General features: G+C 63.2%; 14 protein-coding genes. 1 reads left to right on the forward strand and 13 read right to left on the reverse strand.

The window, feature by feature from the left end; all coding sequences use genetic code 11:
* The first annotated feature begins 10 nt into the window (after positions 1–10).
* Complete coding sequence (locus tag ND528_RS05700; protein WP_263469886.1) at positions 11–931, forward strand: LysR family transcriptional regulator; 921 nt, start codon at positions 11–13, stop codon at positions 929–931.
* A 201-nt stretch (positions 932–1,132) separates the two neighbouring features.
* On the opposite strand, the gene madM is transcribed toward ND528_RS05700, so the two are convergent.
* The 13 genes from madM to ND528_RS05765 all read right to left on the reverse strand — a co-directional run bounded on the left by madM (position 1,133) and on the right by ND528_RS05765 (position 17,968).
* Positions 1,133–1,897, reverse strand: a complete 765-nt coding sequence (gene madM, locus ND528_RS05705) for a malonate transporter subunit MadM (RefSeq protein ID WP_263469887.1) — start codon at positions 1,895–1,897, stop codon at positions 1,133–1,135.
* Between the two features lie 5 nt (positions 1,898–1,902).
* Complete coding sequence (gene madL, locus ND528_RS05710) at positions 1,903–2,295, reverse strand: malonate transporter subunit MadL (RefSeq protein ID WP_016772756.1); 393 nt, start codon at positions 2,293–2,295, stop codon at positions 1,903–1,905.
* 67 nt (positions 2,296–2,362) lie between these two features.
* On the reverse strand, positions 2,363–3,283 hold the full coding sequence (gene mdcH, locus ND528_RS05715) for a malonate decarboxylase subunit epsilon (protein ID WP_263469888.1): 921 nt from the start codon (positions 3,281–3,283) through the stop codon (positions 2,363–2,365).
* Entirely contained in the window at positions 3,280–3,900 is a 621-nt protein-coding gene (locus ND528_RS05720) for a malonate decarboxylase holo-ACP synthase (protein ID WP_263469889.1), read from the reverse strand. Before ND528_RS05720 ends, mdcH begins: the two co-directional genes overlap by 4 nt.
* Positions 3,894–4,679 carry a biotin-independent malonate decarboxylase subunit gamma gene (gene mdcE / locus ND528_RS05725; protein WP_263469890.1) on the reverse strand — a complete coding sequence of 262 codons (786 nt, stop codon included), beginning with the start codon at positions 4,677–4,679 and terminating at the stop codon, positions 3,894–3,896. The genes ND528_RS05720 and mdcE overlap by 7 nt, the downstream gene beginning before the upstream one ends.
* Positions 4,676–5,527, reverse strand: a complete 852-nt coding sequence (locus tag ND528_RS05730) for a biotin-independent malonate decarboxylase subunit beta (protein ID WP_263469891.1) — start codon at positions 5,525–5,527, stop codon at positions 4,676–4,678. The genes mdcE and ND528_RS05730 overlap by 4 nt, the downstream gene beginning before the upstream one ends.
* Positions 5,520–5,819, reverse strand: a complete 300-nt coding sequence (locus tag ND528_RS05735) for a malonate decarboxylase subunit delta (protein ID WP_039757560.1) — start codon at positions 5,817–5,819, stop codon at positions 5,520–5,522. The genes ND528_RS05730 and ND528_RS05735 overlap by 8 nt, the downstream gene beginning before the upstream one ends.
* A complete protein-coding gene (locus ND528_RS05740; RefSeq protein ID WP_263469892.1) occupies positions 5,819–6,676 on the reverse strand; it encodes a triphosphoribosyl-dephospho-CoA synthase in 858 nt (285 codons plus the stop codon). Before ND528_RS05740 ends, ND528_RS05735 begins: the two co-directional genes overlap by 1 nt.
* A complete protein-coding gene (mdcA, locus tag ND528_RS05745) occupies positions 6,676–8,346 on the reverse strand; it encodes a malonate decarboxylase subunit alpha (protein WP_212617347.1) in 1,671 nt (556 codons plus the stop codon). The genes ND528_RS05740 and mdcA overlap by 1 nt, the downstream gene beginning before the upstream one ends.
* Positions 8,347–8,635: 289 nt before the next feature.
* Positions 8,636–9,001, reverse strand: coding sequence for a DUF6124 family protein (locus tag ND528_RS05750; RefSeq protein WP_263469893.1), 366 nt, complete (start codon positions 8,999–9,001; stop codon positions 8,636–8,638).
* Positions 9,002–9,535: 534 nt separating this feature from the next.
* A complete protein-coding gene (locus ND528_RS05755) occupies positions 9,536–10,006 on the reverse strand; it encodes a chemotaxis protein CheW (protein ID WP_130910566.1) in 471 nt (156 codons plus the stop codon).
* On the reverse strand, positions 9,999–15,908 hold the full coding sequence (locus tag ND528_RS05760) for an Hpt domain-containing protein (RefSeq protein ID WP_263469894.1): 5,910 nt from the start codon (positions 15,906–15,908) through the stop codon (positions 9,999–10,001). Before ND528_RS05760 ends, ND528_RS05755 begins: the two co-directional genes overlap by 8 nt.
* A gap of 11 nt (positions 15,909–15,919) precedes the next feature.
* Entirely contained in the window at positions 15,920–17,968 is a 2,049-nt protein-coding gene (locus ND528_RS05765; RefSeq protein WP_101161207.1) for a methyl-accepting chemotaxis protein, read from the reverse strand.
* Between the last annotated feature and the right edge of the window lie 84 nt (positions 17,969–18,052).

The following is an 18,052-nucleotide window of genomic DNA, read 5'->3' on the forward strand; positions in this document are numbered from 1 at the left end:
AGTCCGCGCCATGCTGATCGACGAAGAATTGACCCTGAAAAAACTCGAGGTGTTCCTCGCCTTCATGCGCACCGGCAACCTCGCCCGCGCCGCCGCCGAATTGCAGACCAGCAACGTCAGCGTGCACCGCGCCATTCACTCTTTGGAAAACGCCCTGCGCTGCCCGCTGTTCAAACACGAAGGGCGCAATCTGACGCCACTGGAAAGCGCCTATGTGCTGGAAGAACGTGCGCAGAAGCTGATCAACGACGTCGTCGACAGCGTGCGCCTGACCCGCGAAGCCGCCGGGTTCTCCGCCGAGCGTTTCAAGCTCGGCTCGCTGTATTCGCTGACGGTGAAGACCGTGCCGCAGCTGATCATGGGCCTGGAGATCCGCCGCAGTGAACTCAACATTGACCTGATCCTCGGCTCGAACATCGACCTGCTCTACAAGCTGAAAAACATGGAAGTCGACGCGATTCTGGTGTCGCTGGACGACAGCATCAACGATCCGGACTGCGAACAGATTGCGCTGTTTTCCGACGACATCTTCCTCGCCACCCCGGCGGATTCAAAATTCGCTCAGCGCAGTGAAGTCGATCTGGCGGAAGTGCGCGATGAAACCTTCATCACCCTGACCCAGGGCTTCGCCACGCATCAGGACGGTGTGCGAGTGTTCAAGCAAGCGGGATTCGAGCCGAAGGTGGCGATGCAGGTCAATGACATCTTCACTTTGCTGAGCATGGTCAGCTCAGGGGTGGGGTACGCCTTGTTGCCGGGGCGGATTGCGGCGGTGTACGAGAACCGGGTGAAGCTCATCCCGTTGCAGGAGAAGTACCGCTTGCAGCAGCACATTGGCGTGGTGTTTCTCAAGGCCAAGGAGCGTGATCCGAATCTGCTGGCGTTGCTGGCGGAGTGTCGGATGTATGCCAATCGCCAGGCTGGGGTTTAGATCAAGATCAAAAATCAAGAGCTACCCCCTCACCCCAGCCCTCTCCCCCAAGGGGGCGAGGGGGAAGGGAGCAGATCGGGGAATGTTCAAAACTTGAGTTCGACTCGATATCTCAGGTCGGCGTATCTCGAACATCCAACGCGGTCAGTCCCCTCTCCCTCCGGGAGAGGGCTAGGGTGAGGGGCTTTTGGGGGTGACTAGCTAGCCCATCAACCCGCGCATCGCCAGAAACAACAGCGAAGGCCCCAGCAGACACCCAAGCGCGGTGTAGAACGCCGCCGTCAGGCAACCATATGGCACCAGCTTCGGATCGGTGGCCGCCAGCCCTCCGGCAACGCCGCTGGAGGTGCCCATCAAACCACCGAAAATCACCGCGCTGCGCGGGTTGTTCAGGCCGATCATCGGTGCCACGAACGGTGTCATCACCATCACCAGAATCGCCTTGATCAGCCCCGCCGCAATCGACAGCGCCATCACCTCGGAACTGGCACCAATCGCCGCGCCGGTCACCGGGCCGACAATGTAAGTCACGGCACCGGCGCCAATGGTGGTCAGGCTTACCGCATCGGTGTAGCCGAACGCCATCGCCACGCCGACTCCGGCGACGAACGAGGTGCCAACGCCGACAAACAGCGCCAGCACACCGACGAGTCCGGCGCGTTTGAGTTCATCGACGCTGACGCCAAACGCCGTCGCCACAATCGCGAAATCCCGCAGCATCGCACCGCCGAGCAGGCCGATGCCGGACAGCAGGGGAATATCCACCACGCCTTTTTGCCCACCGGTGAGTGCGCCGCCGATATACGACAGCACCAGCCCGAGCAGAATCGCAATCGCCGAACCGTGCAGACGGCCCTTGGTGAAGGTGTTGGACATCCAGTAGGACACCCACATGGTCAGGCCGACAATCAAAAAGCCGCTGATCAGACCGTAGCCGGCGATCACTTTCATCATTGATTCGTACATGGCGATTACCCCGCAGTCTTGGCAGGAGCAATCGGCGTCTCTTGCTTGTTGCCCATGCGCGTCAGCACCGGCACCAGGGCAAAAGCGATCACTACGGCGAGGGTGCCGGCAAGAATCGCCATCGGCCCGCCCTTCAGCGCACCGTAGACATTCTGCTGCGCGGCCATGGCGACCACGATGGGAATGTAGATCGCGCTCCAGAACTCCACGCCCTGCTCGGTCTTGCCCTTGAGCCAGCCGCTCTTGTAGAGATAGCTGCCCAGGCCGATCAACAGCAGCATCGCAATGCCGACACCGCCGACGTTGGCCGGCACGCCGATCAGCTTGCCGAGCAGTTCACCGACCCAGATACCGACCAGCGTGCAAAAGGCGAGAAACGCCACACCGTAAATAATCATTGTTGTAGTCCTCAAAGTGCATCGTCGAATGTTGTTTTTGTTGTTCGAAGCTTGAGTCGCGGCGGTTTTAGAGTTGGCGGCCACCCTCCTCGCGCAACAGCGCTTGCAGGGTATCGAGGCGGGCACTGTCGAAGGCAGTGACGGTGCCCTGCTCGAACACCCGGCGCGCCAGCCCGGTCAGCACCGCACCGGGCGGCAGTTCGATCTGTAGACGCACGCCGCGCTCGTAGGCGCTTTGCACGGTGCCGCGCCAATCCACCACGCGGCACATGTTGAAAGCGAGGTCATCGCGCAGCGCTTCGACTTTGCTCACAGGCCGCGCGCGACTGCCGCTCAGATAAGCGATTTTCGGGTTCTTCAGTTCAACCTTGGCGAAGGCCTCGGCAAGCGCCTGCGCCGGTTTTTCCAGCAATGGGCAATGCGACGGCACGCTCACCGCCAGCCGCTTCGCCACTCCGGCGCCGCGACTGCGCGCCAGTTCGGCCACCGCGTGCATGGCCTTGTCGCTGCCGGCGATGACCACTTGGTTATCCGCGTTGATATTGGCCAGGTACACCGGCGCATCTTCGCTGTGCACTTGCGCCAGCAGGGTTTCGACGGTGGACAACTGCAAGCCGATGATCGCGGTCATGCCGTAGCCCTGTGGATAAGCCTGCTGCATCAGCTCACCGCGCAGGCTGACCAGATGCAGCGCATCGCTGAAACTCAAGGCTCCCGCCACCACTGCTGCCGGGTATGCGCCGATGGACAGGCCGGCGACGTAATCCGCGCTCAGTTCATCCTGCAATAACTGCCGCGAAGCAGCGACACCGGCGATCAGCAGGCACAGCTGAACCGCTCGTGTCGTGCGCAATGCCTCGGCTGAATCCAGCAGCGCAACATCTTCGCCCAGCACATCACTGGCCTCGGCCAGTGTTTCCAGAGGCAAACGCTGGAGCATGCCCGTTTGCTGCGCGCCCTGGCCGGGAAACACCAGCAGACTGCTCACGCTGCCTGCTCCTGCGGGTTCCACGGATTCGTCACCAATGCAGCCTGATGGGCATTTTTCAGCAGCACTCGGGCCGAACCGCTGGCCCATTCCCGCAAGGCCACAGCGCCGAATGGGGTCTGCAATTGCATGTCGACCCGGCACGCAGTTTGATCAAAAAGCGCGCCCAGTTCGCGCGCCTGATTACGGCCGATGATGTGCGGCGCACGCAGAATCAGATCGAGATCACTGGCCGCGTGCATCGCTGCAAAACCACTGGCCAATTCAAAACCGACACTGCCGCTGACACCCCAGACCCAACCGCAGTCATCGAGCATCGGCCGCAGTTGTTTGAGCGCCTGCATCACCGGCAGATCTCGCTCGCACTCAACCTGACAAAGGGCTTCGGGACTGACCCGACGGGCAATCGAATCGAGCGGCATAAATGCCGCCAGCCGTTGTTCACGCAACACACCGCGCACGCCGACCGCGACAAAACCGTCAGCACTCAGCGCCCGCCGCACCACTACCGGGTGCCCGGCCGCCAGCGCCGCGATCGCCCACTGCGGCGCATCCGCCGGCAACTGCGCTGGGGTCATGCCCCAGAGCAGATCATGGGCCAGGGGCAGGTTCACCACTGCGCCCTCAGCAATTCGCGGACTTTGCTGGAAGCGGCACGATTGCTCGCACCAAGGCGCCCTTTCAAATCAGTGCTGGTCACATCGCTGATCGCTTGCTTCAGGCACTCAGTCACCCGCGTCAGATCTTCCTCTGTCGGCTGTTCAATCTGCTGCACCGAGAGGGTTTCCCAGAGCAGGCCGAGGCTGGCGTAGCTGTCGATGTCATAGGCCATCGGCGGCACGCTCGACGCCAGCGCCTCCAGTTCCTCGACACTGCGCAAGGTGACCCGCGCCGCCGAGGCTTTGCCCATTGCGTGGACCATCACGCCGGGATCGCGCAGCGCGATCAGGCGATTGGCCTGATAACCGTGGGCGAGAAATGCACCCGACATGGCCTTGCCCACCAGCAGCGCAATCACCGGATGCCCGGCCAGACGCGCACGGGCATAACTGTCCGCCGCGCCGGCCAGGGCCTGATGAATGCCGAGGGCTTCTTCGCGGCGGCCATACGCCTGGCTCGGCACATCGACGATGGCGATGACCGGGCGCTTCCGGGCGCTGTCGCGATCGGCGCTGATCGCGTCATCCACAGCCTTGGCCAGCCCCCAGCCTTCGAGCAGACCGACCTCGCCATTGCGGGCGCGGGGAAAACGATTGTCCGGGTCGGCGACCACGGCGATAAACCTGCCGAGCTCAGCGTCGGCGACTTTCAACGACGGCGGCAAACCTTCGACGACACTGGCGCCAGCGCTGAGCGCATTGAACCAGTGCAAACCGCGCAATGAATAACCGCTCATGAGCGCTCTCCTTGATACAGATCGCGAACCACCGACGGTTCGATTTGCTTGCCCGTGTCCAGCTTGCCGAGGCGTTGCAGGAACCACTCGGCGCGTTGACTGCGCGGCTGTGCCGGCAAGCCTTGCTGGAGCAATTCACCGACCTGCTGACGAATCTGCGCCACGTCATCGCCGACATAACGGTCCACCAGTCCCGTGTTGAAACGCTGTTCGCCGCCGGTCAGGCTCCAGATGAAAGGCCGGTTGCGGGAGTCGTATTCCTCGATCCCGGCTTCCTGCTCGATGACTTGCGGGCCGTTCAGGCCGAGACGTGCTTCCTGGGTCACCAGCAAATAACTGCACAGCGCTGCGGCGATCGACATGCCGCCGAAGCAACCGACACTGCCGGCGACCACGCCGACCACCGGTTGGTATTGCTGCAAATCGACAATCGCCGCGTGAATATCGGCAATCGCCGCCAGACCGAGATTGGCTTCCTGCAAGCGCACGCCACCGGTTTCCAGCAGCAATACGGCGAGGGTGGGGATGCCGTTGCGGTTGTCTTCAGCGGCCAGTTCCAGCGCACCGGCAATCTTCGCCCCGCCGACTTCACCAAGGCTGCCGCCCTGGAACGCACCTTCAATCGCCGCGATGACCACCGGCAAACCGTCGAGACGGCCCTTGGCGATGATCACGCCGTCGTCGGCTTGCGGCACTACGCCTTGGCGCTCAAGCCATGGCGACATGACCCGTTGAAACGGATCGAGCAGTTCGCGAAAGGTCCCGGCGTCGAGCAAGGCTTGCGCCCGCTGCCGTGCGCCAAGTTCGACGAAACTGTGTTTGTTGAGCAACGCTGCGCTGTCAGTCATGGCCGATCTCCTCGAAACCCTGTTCCAGACGCAAGCGCACCACCCCCGGCGTCGCGCCGAAATCGTGGATATCGATGGCCATCGCCGGTGGCGTGGTGCCGTCGAACATCCGCGCGAACAGGTGCTGCCAGCGCTGCTGCGCGCCGTTGACCGAGGTCTGCACGTTGATCGTCAGTTTGCCGGCCAGACCCGGTTCGATCAGCACTTCCAGATCCCCCGAGCCGACACAACCGACCAGCGCACGCCCGCGTGGCGGCTGCCCGGCGGGGAATTCAAACGATAGGTTTTCCATCAAAACGCTCCCTGAAAGATGCCGTCGCGCTCGATACGATCGAGCAGCAGCGTGGCGGCGAGCAGGTCGGCGGCGCCACCGGGCGAGGCAGTCAATGCGATGAGTTGTTGATCCAGTTCGTGCAGGCGCCGACGACCGCTGAGGCTGGCGCTGCCACCGGCATCGAGCACCGCTTGCGCGCCGGCCTGCATGGCCTGCAGACCGGGCTCGCCGGCGCGGTAAAGCACGCAGGTGTCGGCCAGCTCGGTCATGATCGCCAGCAACGCATCGAGCCGGGCGTTCTGTTCGCCGTGGCCGTTGGCGCGACTTTTGTGCAGTTGCGGCAGGCCGCGTTGCAGCACGGACGGAAAGCCGAGTTGCGCTTCTTCCCGAGCGCCACGTGCGCCGTAACGCTGGGCGACCTGTGCGCCATGGCTGAGCGGCGTCGGTGCGTAGCGGTCGTCGAGCAGTGCCAGGCGTGCGGCGCACAGGGCGATGGATTTCGGTTGCAGCGCGGCGGCCGTCACCAACAGTCCCAACGCCCAGATCGCACCGCGATGGGTGTTGACGCCGTTGGTGGTCACGAGCATCGCTTGCTCGCCTTCACGACCGATGCGGCCTATCGCTTCGCGTAACGGCACACCGACTTCGCCGATCTCCAGCGCCGCCTCGGCCATTTCCTTGAACGCTGGCCACAAGGCCAACGCCGACGCGTGCATCAGGCCCAGGTGCAGATCGGTGTGCGCGCCGTTGCCGCGACGGTCGACCAGCGCCGGTTTCGGCGACAGATCGGCTTCGTCGATCAGCGCGTCCACCGCCAGATCGGCCAAGCGGTCAGCCAGAGAAAGCGGTTTCGCTTGCAGGTTGAATGCGTGCATTACCAGCTCCTGAATTTGGCGGGCGGGTTGTACAGGCCGCCGGACCACTCGACCAGATCGGCGACGCTTTTCGCCGCGAGCAATTCGCGCGTGGCGTCGGTGCGGCGGATGCCGAGGTCTTCGGGCAAGGCGATCAGGCCTTCGCGGCGCATGCGTTCGGTGTCTTTCGGGTTGTGCCGCAGGCCGATGGCGGTAACCCCGGCGACTGCGGCGATCATCGCCTGGCGCTCTTCCAGCGAGCGCGCCTTGTACAGGTAGGCGATGCCTTCTTCGGTGAGCAGGTGGGTAACGTCGTCGCCGTAGATCATGATCGGCGCCAGCGGCATGCCGCTTTTCTTCGCCACCTCCACCGCGTCGAGGGTTTCGACGAAGGTCGGTTTGCCGCCCTCCTGGAAGGTCTCGACCATTTGCACCACGAGTTTCTTGCCGCGTTCGAGCATCGGTTGCGGCCCATCGGCGTGGCGCATGTCCAGCCACGCCGGGGTGCCGTGACGCCGGCCGCGCGGATCGTGACCCATGTTTGGCGCACCACCGAAACCGGCCAGACGGCCTCGGGTGACGGTCGAGGAATGGCCGTCGCCATCAACTTGCAGCGTCGCGCCGATGAACAGGTCCACCGCGTATTGCCCGGCCAGTTGGCAGACCATGCGGTTGGAGCGCAGCGAGCCGTCGCGGCCAGTGAAGAACACATCCGGCCGAGCGGCGATGTAGTTTTCCATGCCCAGTTCGGTACCGAAGCAATGCACGCTCTCGACCCAGCCGCTTTCGATCGCCGGGATCAGCGTCGGGTGCGGATTGAGCGTCCAGTTGCGGCAGATCTTGCCTTTCAGGCCGAGGGATTCGCCGTAGGTCGGCAGGATCAGTTCGATGGCGGCAGTGTTGAAACCAATGCCGTGGTTGAGCGACTGCACGTTGTGTTTTTCGTAGATGCCGCGAATCGCCATCATCGCCATCAGCACGTGCACAGGCTTGATGTGCCGTGGGTCGCGGGTGAACAGCGGTTCGATGTAGAAAGGCTTGTCGGCAACCACGACGAAATCGACCCATGAAGCGGGAATGTCCACGCGGGGCAGTTCGCTGACGTCATCGACCAATTGGTTGACCTGAACGATAACGATGCCGTCGCTGAACGCCGCCGGTTCGATCAGCGCCGGGGTGTCTTCGGTGCTCGGGCCGGTGTAGATGTTGCCGGCGCGGTCGGCCATGAAGCCGGCCGAGAGCACAACGTTGGGGATCAGGTCCACGACGAGGCGGGCGTAGAGTTCGATGTAGGTATGAATGGCGCCGACTTCGAGCAAGCCATCTTCGAGCAACTGGCTGATGCGCAGGCTCTGGGTGCCGGCGAAGGAGAAATCGAGCTTGCGGGCGATGCCGCGTTCGAACAGATCAAGGTGCTCGGAGCGGCCGACGCTGGGCATGATCATGTGCAGATCGTGGAGCTTGCCCGGGTCAGCCTTGGCCAGCGAACGCGAAAGGAAATCCGCCTGCTTCTGGTTGTTGCCCTCCAGCACCACACGGTCGCCGGGATGGATCAGCGCTTCGAGCGCGGCGACGATTTTGTCACTGGGCAACACCACGCCATCGGCCAGCCCGCGCACCTTGTCGAGCCGGCGCTGCTTCTCGTCACGCCGCCGCGTCCAGCGCGAGTCGGGGGAAATTGTTGTTGTCATGCTCACTCCACGGGGTTCGCTGTCGTGGAGCCAAGTTAGGCGTGTGTGGTGAGGGCATCAATCAAGCTGGGTGGTGAATCATTACGCTGAGCGTAACGTTCAAAAGCTACCCTCACCCTAGCCCTCTCCCGGAGGGAGAGGGGACTGATTGGGGGATGCTTGGGAATGACTCTGACCTGAACCCGTTGTAGTGAATCCATAATCGACTCGGTCATTCAGGTCGATGTAGGACGCGAGACACCTCGGTCGGCTCCCTCTCCCTCTGGGAGAGGGCTGGGGTGAGGGGCTTTCAGTCGGTTGGCACCATTTTGTCCAGCACGCGGTTCACCGCCATCTCCGCCACCATGACAATCTGCGCGATGCCCTGCAGGGTCTTGCGCTGCGAGCCTTCCACGGAAGCGGCGTGGTTGTGCAGCATCACCGTTGCCGAACCCAGGGTTTCACAAGCGTCGGCCAGCAAGGATTCGGTGTCGGCTTCGGGATTGGCCATGTACAGCGTGTTGGGGGTGTACGGCGGGGCCATGAAGTCGGCGGTCGGAGGGCCGAGGTAATGGTCGAGGGCGCGCTCGGCGGCGTCGTGGAATTTCTTGGAGTCGGGGGATTGGTAGGGCGATGCCGGGTCTTTGGTCGGCGGGTTTGGCGTTACTTTGAACATGAGCTGTGTTCCCGTTGTTGAGCGCCAACCCCTTGGCTACTAAACGAAAGGGAGGCGACTGTACGCAGGTTAGTAGACCGGGGAACTCAGCTTAAGCCGGCGCGCCGAAGCGCCCTACGTACAGCCACCATCAAGCTCAGATGCGGAACACCTGTGATGAATGCACGACCAGCTGAATTACCACGGGCTACTAAACCCGATCACTGGGAATCAGTGACCCGATCCAAGTTACGCAGCATGCCAAGGGCGCACAAGCCGGCGGATTCTGGTGCATGCGTAGGCAGGGGCGCAAGGATTTGTAGGCTAGGAAGCCGTAACACCGGGTGTCTTTAAACAACGCGACTAGAAGTCATTTATTGCGCACAGAGATTGATGATTTGTCTGTCGGATTAAGGTGTGGCGACTGGCGCTTTCGCGAGCAGGCTCGCTCCCACAGGGGATCTGTGTCGTGTTCAAAATTTGTGTTCACTGAAGATCAACTGTGGGAGCGAGCCTGCTCGCGAAGAGGCCAGCCAGAACACTGAAGACTCTGGATCAATGGACCAGCCCAGCATCCACCAACAACCTCTCCAACCCCAAAAGATCCGGCACCTTCGCCACCTGCTCGCCCACCTGCACCGCCGCCTGCTCCAGCGCGCACAACGGCACATCCACGTAACTCAACTGACTGTCGAGCTTGTACGACCGAGGAATCCCCTGCACCAACAGGGCGATAAATCTCAGCTCGGGCAAGCCGCCCAGCGCATTCAGAATGACGATCCGCGCCCGTTCGCCGATGACGATTTTCTGCCCGCAGGCCGATTCGAAACTGATCAGCGGAATCTGCCGCTCACGCCACGTCACCCGCCCCAGATACCAAGGCGGGGTATCGAGGTCGAAGGCGCTGGCCTGGTAGTCGATCAGCTCGGCGATGGCGACATTGGGCAGGATCAGGTTGCGATCGGCCAGCGGCAGCAGCAGCCCGGTGAGCTGGCTGGTGCGCGGGTTGTGCCGGTGCTCATGCATGTTTCTTGCTCCACTGGGCGATGCTCTCCAGCAACACCGATTCCTGATACGGCTTGCCGAGGTAGTCGTTGACGCCGATGGCCATGGCGCGGTCGCGGTGTTTCTGGCCGGTGCGCGAGGTGATCATGATGATCGGCAAGTGGCGCAGGCGTTCGTCGGCGCGCACCTGGGTGGCGACTTCGAAGCCGTCCATGCGCGGCATTTCGATGTCGAGCAGCATCAGGTCGGGCATGTGCTCTTCGAGCAGCAGCATCGCATCGACACCGTCCTTGGCGGTCAGCACGTTCATGCCGTGACGTTCGAGCAAACGGCTGGTGACCTTGCGCACCGTTACCGAGTCATCGACGACCATGATCAGCAGCGGCTTGTGCGGCTCGCTGTCGATCTCCGTGCGCGCCGGCTCTTGCGCCAGGCGCGCCTGCATCGCGCGGATCGGTGCGAGCAGATCCAGAATCAGCACCACCCTGCCGTCGCCGAGAATCGTCGCCCCCGACACGCCCTGCACCGCCGCGAACTGCGCGCCGAGGCTCTTGACCACGATCTCGCGAGTGCCGGCCATGGCGTCGACCAGCACCGCAACATGGCGGTCGTTGCAATGCACCAGCAGCACCGGCAACGGCAGGTTCTGCCCGAGCAGTTTTGGCCGTGGCGCAGTCTTCAACAGCTCGCCGAGATAGCACAGCTCATAACGCTGGCCGGCGTATTGATAACTCGGTGGATCCTGACGGAAGTGCCCTTCCAGATCATTCGGCAACACGCGCACGATGCCTTCGATGGTGTTCAGCGGAATCGCGTACTGATCCTCGCCGCACTGCACCATCAGCGCGCGGTTGACCGACACGGTGAACGGCAGGCGAATGCGGAAATGCACGCCCTGCCCCGGCACCGAATCGATGCTCATGCTGCCGCCCAGCTGACGCACTTCTTCGTGGACCACGTCCATGCCGACGCCACGCCCGGAAATCTGGGTGATCTTTTCCGCCGTGGAGAAACCCGGCTGGAGAATGAACTGCAACACGTCGCGGTCGCTGATCTCGGCGTCGGGGGCGAGCAGACCGCGCTTGATCGCCTTGCGCCGCACGGCTTCCAGCGGCACCCCGGCGCCGTCGTCGCGGATGTCGAAAACCATGTCGCCGCCCTCGCGGGACAGATCGAGGGTGATTTGCCCTTGCGCCGGTTTACCCGCCGCCAACCGCACCTCGGTGGATTCGAGGCCATGGTCGACGGCATTGCGCAGCATGTGTTCCAGCGGCGCGGCCATGCGTTCGAGGACGTTGCGATCCATCTCGCCATCGGCATTGCCGACCACGAACGCGACATCCTTGCCCAGCTCTTCGGCGACCTGCCGCACGATGCGTTTCAGACGCGGCACCATGCGCTCGAACGGCACCATGCGCGTGCGCATCAGGCCTTCCTGCAACTCGGTGTTGATCCGCCCCTGTTGCTGCAACAGGTTCTCCGCATCGTGATTGCGGCGGTCGAGGGTTTCCTTGAGGTCGAGCAGGTCCGAGGCGGATTCGAACAGCGCCCGCGACAGTTGCTGCAACTGCGAATGACGGTCCATTTCCAGCGGATCGAAATCTTCGTAACCGAGGCGTTCGCCATCGACTTGCTGGCGGCTGAGAATGCGCCCCTGGGTTTCCGTGTCGAGGCGGCGCAACTGATCGCGCATGCGCTCGATGGTGGTTTCCATCTCGTTGAGAGCAATCTGCGCATCGTTGACTTGCTGCTCGATCCGCCCACGAAAGATCGAGGTTTCCCCGGCCAGGTTGACCAGTTCATCAAGCAGCTCGGACGAGACCTTGACCATGTCCGCGCCAGCATCGGCGGCCGGTGGCGTAGCCTCAGGCTTGATCACCGGTGCTGGCGCCGGCGGCGCTTCAACCTGCGCCGGATGGCTGAAATTCTGGATCGCATTGATCAGCCGATCGGCCGGCGGGCACGGTTGCCCGGCGCGCACACCATCGAGCATTTGCGCCAGTCGGTCATGGCCGCGCTGCACCAGCGCGAACAGTTCGGCGGACGGTTGCAGCGCACCGCTGGAGAGGCTTTCGTAGAGAAATTCCAGCTCATGGGCGAGGTCGCCGATCGGGCCGATTTCGACCATCCGCGCGCCGCCCTTGAGGGTGTGCAGATCGCGCAGCAGGGTTTCAATTTCCTGACGGTTGCCCGGCTCGGCCTGCCAGCGCAACAGCGCGGCGCCGGAGCTTTCGATGATGTCGAAACCTTCTTCGAGGAAGATCTCCAGCAACTCCGGATCATGCCCGGCGTTGTCGTGTTCCAGCGCTGCGGGGGCAGATTCGCTGGCGGCCTGGCCCTGACGCAACTGACGGATCGCGTCGATCAGATCTTGCGCCGGGGTCAGCGCTTGATGCGCTTGCAGTTGCTCCAGCATCAGCGCCAACCGCTCATGACTGCGCTGCAACAAACCTTCGAGCGCGGCGCTGTGGCTGTAGCGTCGATCGACCAGCCCTTCGTAAAGATTTTCCAGTTCCTGGGCAAGGTCGCCGACGGCCTCGACCTCGGCCATGCGCGCGCCGCCCTTCAGCGTGTGCAAGTCGCGCTGCAATGACGACAGCGGCGCGGCGTTGTCCGGGTCCTTGAGCCAGCGCTGCAAGGCTTGCCCGGCGCTGTCGAGAATGTCCACCGCCTCTTCGAGGAAGATTTCGACAATTTCGTCGTCCGGCTCAAGGGCGGCAACCGATTGCTGCAATTGCGCGGTGGCGCTGCCCAGCTCGCGAATGTCCAGGGTGCGGCTGCCATCGCTGCGGATCAGGCCCATCGCCGCCGGGTCGAGGCCTTCGTCGAGCAGTTCCTGCAAGGCGCGAATCCGCTCCGGTTGCGCGGTGATTTCCTGGCCGGCAGCGAGTTCGTCGAGCATGTTGATCAGCGCTTCGTGGGCCAGTTGCGCTTCGTGAAAAAACCGCTCACTGACCGCCAGGCTGCTTTCTTCCACCGCGCCATACAGGTCGAGCAAGGCTTCGCAGAGGCCATCGACCGCCTGCAGATCGGCCAGATGCGCGCCTTCGCCCAGAGTGGTCAGCTCATCGAGCAAGGCGCTGAGTTCCTGGCGCTCGCCGGGGTGCTGCTGCCAGCGCTGCAAAAGGTTTTCGGCGTCGAGGAGGATGTCCATGCCCTGGGCGAGGAAGTTGTTGATCAGTTGCGGATCGCGCTTGAGGCGCAGGCCGCTGTCAGCCCCATCGGAGCTGGCTTGCAGGCGCTCGGCGAGCAGCGCCTCGGTGCGTTTGATCAGCGACTGCGCACCTACAATCGGCGCCAGCGGATCGTGTTTGAGCTGGCGCAGGCCGACGCGGAACAGGCCCTCGGCTTCGAGCAGCAGTTCGACCCCGTCCAGATCCAGCGGCAACTGATGCGCCTTGAACTCGCGGGCCAGTTGATCCAGCGAAGCCGCCAGTTCGGCCATCGGCAATACGCCGGCCATCGAGGCACTGCCCTTGAGCGTGTGCAGCGCCCGTTGCAGTTCGTCGCTGGCCGGCAACGGCACCTGTTCGGCGGCCTGATCGAGGAAACGGTTGAGGCTCGCGAGGTGGGTTTCGGCTTCTTTGCGGAAGATTTCCAGCAGCAGCGGATCAAGCGCGGCGACGTCGTCGGTGTCTTCGGCAGCCAGCGGCTCATCGCCTTTGGCCAACGCGTGGGCGCGGGCGGCGAGTTGGTCGACATCGCTGCGCTGGCGTTGGCGCTGGGTGGCAAATTCGTTGATCAGCTCGGGCAGCAGCAACACCGCGTCGTCGAGCAATTGGCGCAGCACTGCGCCGGGCTCGACGCTTTGTTCGAGCACGCGGTTGAGCAGGTTTTCCACCGCCCAGGCCAGTTCGCCGAGAACCAACGCGCGGACCATGCGCCCGCTGCCCTTCAAGGTGTGAAAGGCCCGGCGCAGCTCGGTCAGCGCGGCGCGGTCCTGGGGATTGGCGGTCCAGCGCGGCAGGTATTCGTGGAGAACTGCGAGAACTTCGTCGGTCTCTTCGAGGAACACTTCGCGCAGCTCATCGTCGACCGGTTCTTCATCGGCCGGCGGCGGCATCAGGCTGTCGGGGCTGTTGCGCGCCGGCGGGTTGAGCGCCGACAGCGGGCTGGCGAGCACTTCGGCCAGCGACTGCACGACGTCAGGGTCGTCGAGCGCTCGCAGATCCTGCATAAGCTGCGCTTCGCTGGGGCTGAGCACCTCATCGAGCACCGGCACCTGCGGTTCACCGGGCTGTTCGTTGGCGAAGAAGCCGAGGCTGGCGAGGCTGTTCTGCGCTACATCCAGCAAATGCTCGGCCGGTGCCTGCGGATCATCGCTCAGGCGTTCGAGGTAATACTCCAGGCTGCTGATCACGTCGGCCAGATGATCGAGTTGCTCCCATCCCGGTTCGTGGGCATCGAGCATCAAATGCTCGCGAATGAAACCGTTGCAGGCCTCGACCAGACTCGCTGCGCGGGCCAGCGGAATCATCGCCAGCGCGCCGCGCACCTGTGTCAGCAGCTCGGGCAGCGATTGCAGATGCTGGCGGTCCCAATCGGCGTCGATGTAATCGACGATCATGTCCTTGGCCTGTTGCAGGCAGATGCGCGCTTCCTTGATCACGATCTGATGGATCTGCGTCAGGTCGGTGGTCGGCAGGCGCGTGTCGTCGGCGCTTTGCGTCTCCACCGTGCCGACCATGCCGGCCAGCGTCGCTTCGACGTAGAGCAAGGCCCCGGCGACGTCCATGAGAATGGCGTCGTTCGGTTCGCGCTGGCCCTGAGCGAGGCTGAGCACCACCGCCAGTTGGTCGATGATGACCTTGCGCGGCTGGCCGAAACCCAGCACCGCGAGGGTGTCGGCAATCTGTCGCAGCGGCGCGAGCAGGCTGTCCAGATCCGAGGCGTGCTGGCGGTCGCTGCGCACGAACAGATCGAGGCGCTCCTTGACCCGCACCAGCTCTTCGCACAGCGCTGCCAGCACCGAGCGCATGGCATCGCGGTCGGGGCCGGCGAGGCGCGCGCGTTCTTCATCGACCATCGCGCTGTCGGGCAACGCGTCGTCCAGGGAGTAGCGATCTTTCATGGTCAGCATCTGCCCGGTGGGATGTTCGGCTTTGGCAATATAGAACAACAGACTTTTCAGCAGCTCGGCCGGCGCCGGCTGGTTGAGCCCGACGATGCCCTGCTCGAGCAGGCGCTTGAGCTCTTGGTCGGCGTCCTTGAACAGGCTGCGCAGCGCCGGACTGTTGGCGATGACGCCCTCGCGCATGCCCTCGACCAATGCTGAGGCGATTTGCCACAAAGGGCTCAACGGCGCATCGCCGCTCAGCGCTTCGAGACGGCTGAAGACTTTGGCCAGATAGCCAAGGTGCGTCTGGTCGTCCTGTTCGCGCAGCAGCCCGACCAGAGCCATTTGCAGCATCTGCCGCAGTTTGCGCAGCACGTTCGGCAGATCGGGCGGTTCCAGGGCGGCGAGTGCCGCGTCGCCGAGCGGCGCCAGCTCGGGCAGCGGCGGGCTGAACAGGCTGGTTTCCGCCAACAGGCTTTCACCACGGGCGCTGCGCAGGTCGTTGATCAGCGGCAGCACCACCAACGGCAGGTCACGACGGGCGCTCTGCACACGGTCGAGGTAAAGCGGCAGTTGCCCCAAGGCTTGCAGCATCAGGTGCAGGGCTTCGTCGCGGTGCGGTACACGATCATGTTGCAGGGCTTCGACCAAGTGCTCCATTTCTTCGGCGAGTAACGCTGCGCCGTAGAACTCGACCATTTGCAGACTGCCGTGGACCTGATGAATGTAGGCCAGGCATTCGTCCAGCCCGGGGAAGGCCTGCGGATCGTCGAGCACGGCTTCGATCGCCTGATGCGCCAGCTTCAGCGTTTCGGCAATTTCGCCCTTGACCCATTCCAGGGCCACGTAGTCGTGCCGATCACCCATAACCACTCCACTCACGCTTTATCTGTCGCCGCCGGCAAGGTGAAACCGGACACCGAACGACGCAACTGACTGGCCATTTTCGCCAGATTGCCGATGCTCTCGGCGGTGGCCGTGGACCCCGACGAGGTCTGCGAGGTGATCTGCTGGATCACATTCATCGTCAGCGAGATTTGCCCGGCCGAAGAGGTCTGCTGCTGCGCCGCGTTGGAAATGCTCTGGATCAGCGCCGCAAGGGTCTTGGAAACGCCTTCGATTTCTTCCAGGGCCACACCGGCATCCTGCGCCAGTCGCGCGCCGCGCACCACTTCGGTGGTGGTCTGCTCCATGGAAATCACCGCTTCGTTGGTGTCGGCCTGAATCGCCCGCACCAGGGTTTCGATCTGCCGGGTCGCGGCGGATGAACGTTCGGCCAGCCGCTGCACTTCGTCGGCGACCACGGCAAAACCGCGCCCGGCATCCCCGGCCATCGATGCCTGGATCGCTGCGTTGAGGGCGAGAATGTTGGTCTGGTCGGCGATGTCGTCGATCAGGCTGACGATGTCGCCGATTTCCTGGGACGACTCGCCGAGGCGCTTGATGCGCTTGGCGGTGTCCTGAATCTGTTCGCGGATGTTGTCCATGCCGTGGATGGTGTTGTGCACCACCTCGTTGCCCTTGTTGGCGATTTCCACGGAACGCTCGGCCACCGCCGACGATTCGGCAGCGTTGGCCGAGACCTGATCGATGGACTCGGCCATGTCGCTGATGGCTGTCGAGGCTTCGGAAATCTGCTGGGCCTGTTGCTCCGAGGCCTGGGCCAGATGCATGGCGGTGGCCTGGGTTTCCTGCACCGCAGCGGCAACCTGGCCGGCGGTGAGGTTGATGGTCGCCACAAGATCGCGCAACTGGTCGACGGAATAGTTGATCGAGTCGGCGATGGTGCCGGTGAAGTCTTCGGTCACCGAAGCGGTCACGGTGAGGTCGCCATCGGCGAGGTCTTCGATTTCGTCGAGCAGGCGCATGATCGCGTTCTGGTTGCGCTCGTTCTTCTCGGCGGTTTCACGCAATTGGCGATTGGTTTCACGGACCATGACCAGACCGATGAGGATGATCGAGGCCAGCGCCAGCAAGCCCAGCACATAGCCGCCAATGGTGTCGGTGTTGCGCCCGCCGGCCAGGTGCTCGAACCCGGTGGCCAGATGCGAGGCTTCGTCGAGCAGGGTTTGCGAGAGGGTGAAGATGTTGCTCGCCGATTCGCGCACCTTGAACAGCTCTGGCGAAGTTTCGAGGATTTCATCCACGGAGCCGGAAACGAACTGGAACAGCTCGGAGATTTCGCTCAAACGCGCACGGGCGTCGCGGTCTTCGACCTGGCTGATTTTCAGCGCCGGGTTGCCCTGCAACATGCCGTTGAGCACCAGACCGAAACGCGCGGCATCGCGGCCAAAGGCATCGGCGGCCTGCTGCGAGTTTTCGTCACCGGCGAGCACGGTGTTGACCGCGCCAAGAATGCGTTCAGCCAGTAGCGACTGCCGTTGCGCCATCGCCACCTGCGCCGCCGGAGCGCCGCGCTGGAGCAGGATTTCCACGACTTTCTCGTATTCGATCTGCAACTGCGGCACGGTTTCGGCCAGCGTCGCGGCGACCTGATGCAGCGACAGCACGGTCTGTTCGCTGGTGAGGATCGCGTCGGTGTTTTTCAGCAGGCGTTCCCAGTCCATCTGCACCGCGCGCATTTCCGGGCGCACGGCGACGGGTGCCGGTGGCAGGCCGGTGTTCGGGTCACCTTTCTTCAGGTAACCCCAGCGCTGGGCGAAATCGTTGCGCGCATCACTGAGCAACTTGAACGCCGCCGCTTTGCCCGCCGCCGCTTCGGTGGCGTTCTTGGCGATGCGTTGCGAGAGCACGCGCAGTTCGCCGGCATGGCCGATGTACTGCTTGTCGTAGTTCGCCTGGGTGTTGAGGTACGCGAAGTTGGCGAACAGCAGCATGATGAAGACGATCAGTGCGATAAACAGCACGATGATCTGCGCACGACTGCGCGATGCTTCTGCCGACTTGCCTGTTTTTGCTGTTGTCATCGGTCCTCGCCTATGAAACCTGCCATGGCCTCTTGTGGGAGCGAGCCTGCTCGCGAAGGCGGTGGGTCAGCCAGCATCAATGTA

The sequence above is a fragment of the Pseudomonas mercuritolerans genome (assembly GCF_025706525.1).
GTDB classification, from domain to species: Bacteria; Pseudomonadota; Gammaproteobacteria; order Pseudomonadales; family Pseudomonadaceae; genus Aquipseudomonas; species Aquipseudomonas mercuritolerans.

Bases quoted from the DNA above. Each gene is read 5' to 3' on its own strand.
- ND528_RS05750 (WP_263469893.1), bottom strand. From the start codon at position 9,001: ATGTTCAAAGTAACGCCAAACCCGCCGACCAAAGACCCGGCATCGCCC.
- ND528_RS05700 (WP_263469886.1), top strand. From the start codon at position 11: ATGCTGATCGACGAAGAATTGACCCTGAAAAAACTCGAGGTGTTCCTC.
- madL (WP_016772756.1), bottom strand. From the start codon at position 2,295: ATGATTATTTACGGTGTGGCGTTTCTCGCCTTTTGCACGCTGGTCGGT.
- madM (WP_263469887.1), bottom strand. From the start codon at position 1,897: ATGTACGAATCAATGATGAAAGTGATCGCCGGCTACGGTCTGATCAGC.
- ND528_RS05740 (WP_263469892.1), bottom strand. From the start codon at position 6,676: ATGCACGCATTCAACCTGCAAGCGAAACCGCTTTCTCTGGCTGACCGC.
- ND528_RS05735 (WP_039757560.1), bottom strand. From the start codon at position 5,819: ATGGAAAACCTATCGTTTGAATTCCCCGCCGGGCAGCCGCCACGCGGG.
- ND528_RS05765 (WP_101161207.1), bottom strand. From the start codon at position 17,968: ATGACAACAGCAAAAACAGGCAAGTCGGCAGAAGCATCGCGCAGTCGT.
- mdcE (WP_263469890.1), bottom strand. From the start codon at position 4,679: ATGAGCGGTTATTCATTGCGCGGTTTGCACTGGTTCAATGCGCTCAGC.
- ND528_RS05730 (WP_263469891.1), bottom strand. From the start codon at position 5,527: ATGACTGACAGCGCAGCGTTGCTCAACAAACACAGTTTCGTCGAACTT.
- ND528_RS05760 (WP_263469894.1), bottom strand. From the start codon at position 15,908: ATGGGTGATCGGCACGACTACGTGGCCCTGGAATGGGTCAAGGGCGAA.
- ND528_RS05755 (WP_130910566.1), bottom strand. From the start codon at position 10,006: ATGCATGAGCACCGGCACAACCCGCGCACCAGCCAGCTCACCGGGCTG.
- mdcA (WP_212617347.1), bottom strand. From the start codon at position 8,346: ATGACAACAACAATTTCCCCCGACTCGCGCTGGACGCGGCGGCGTGAC.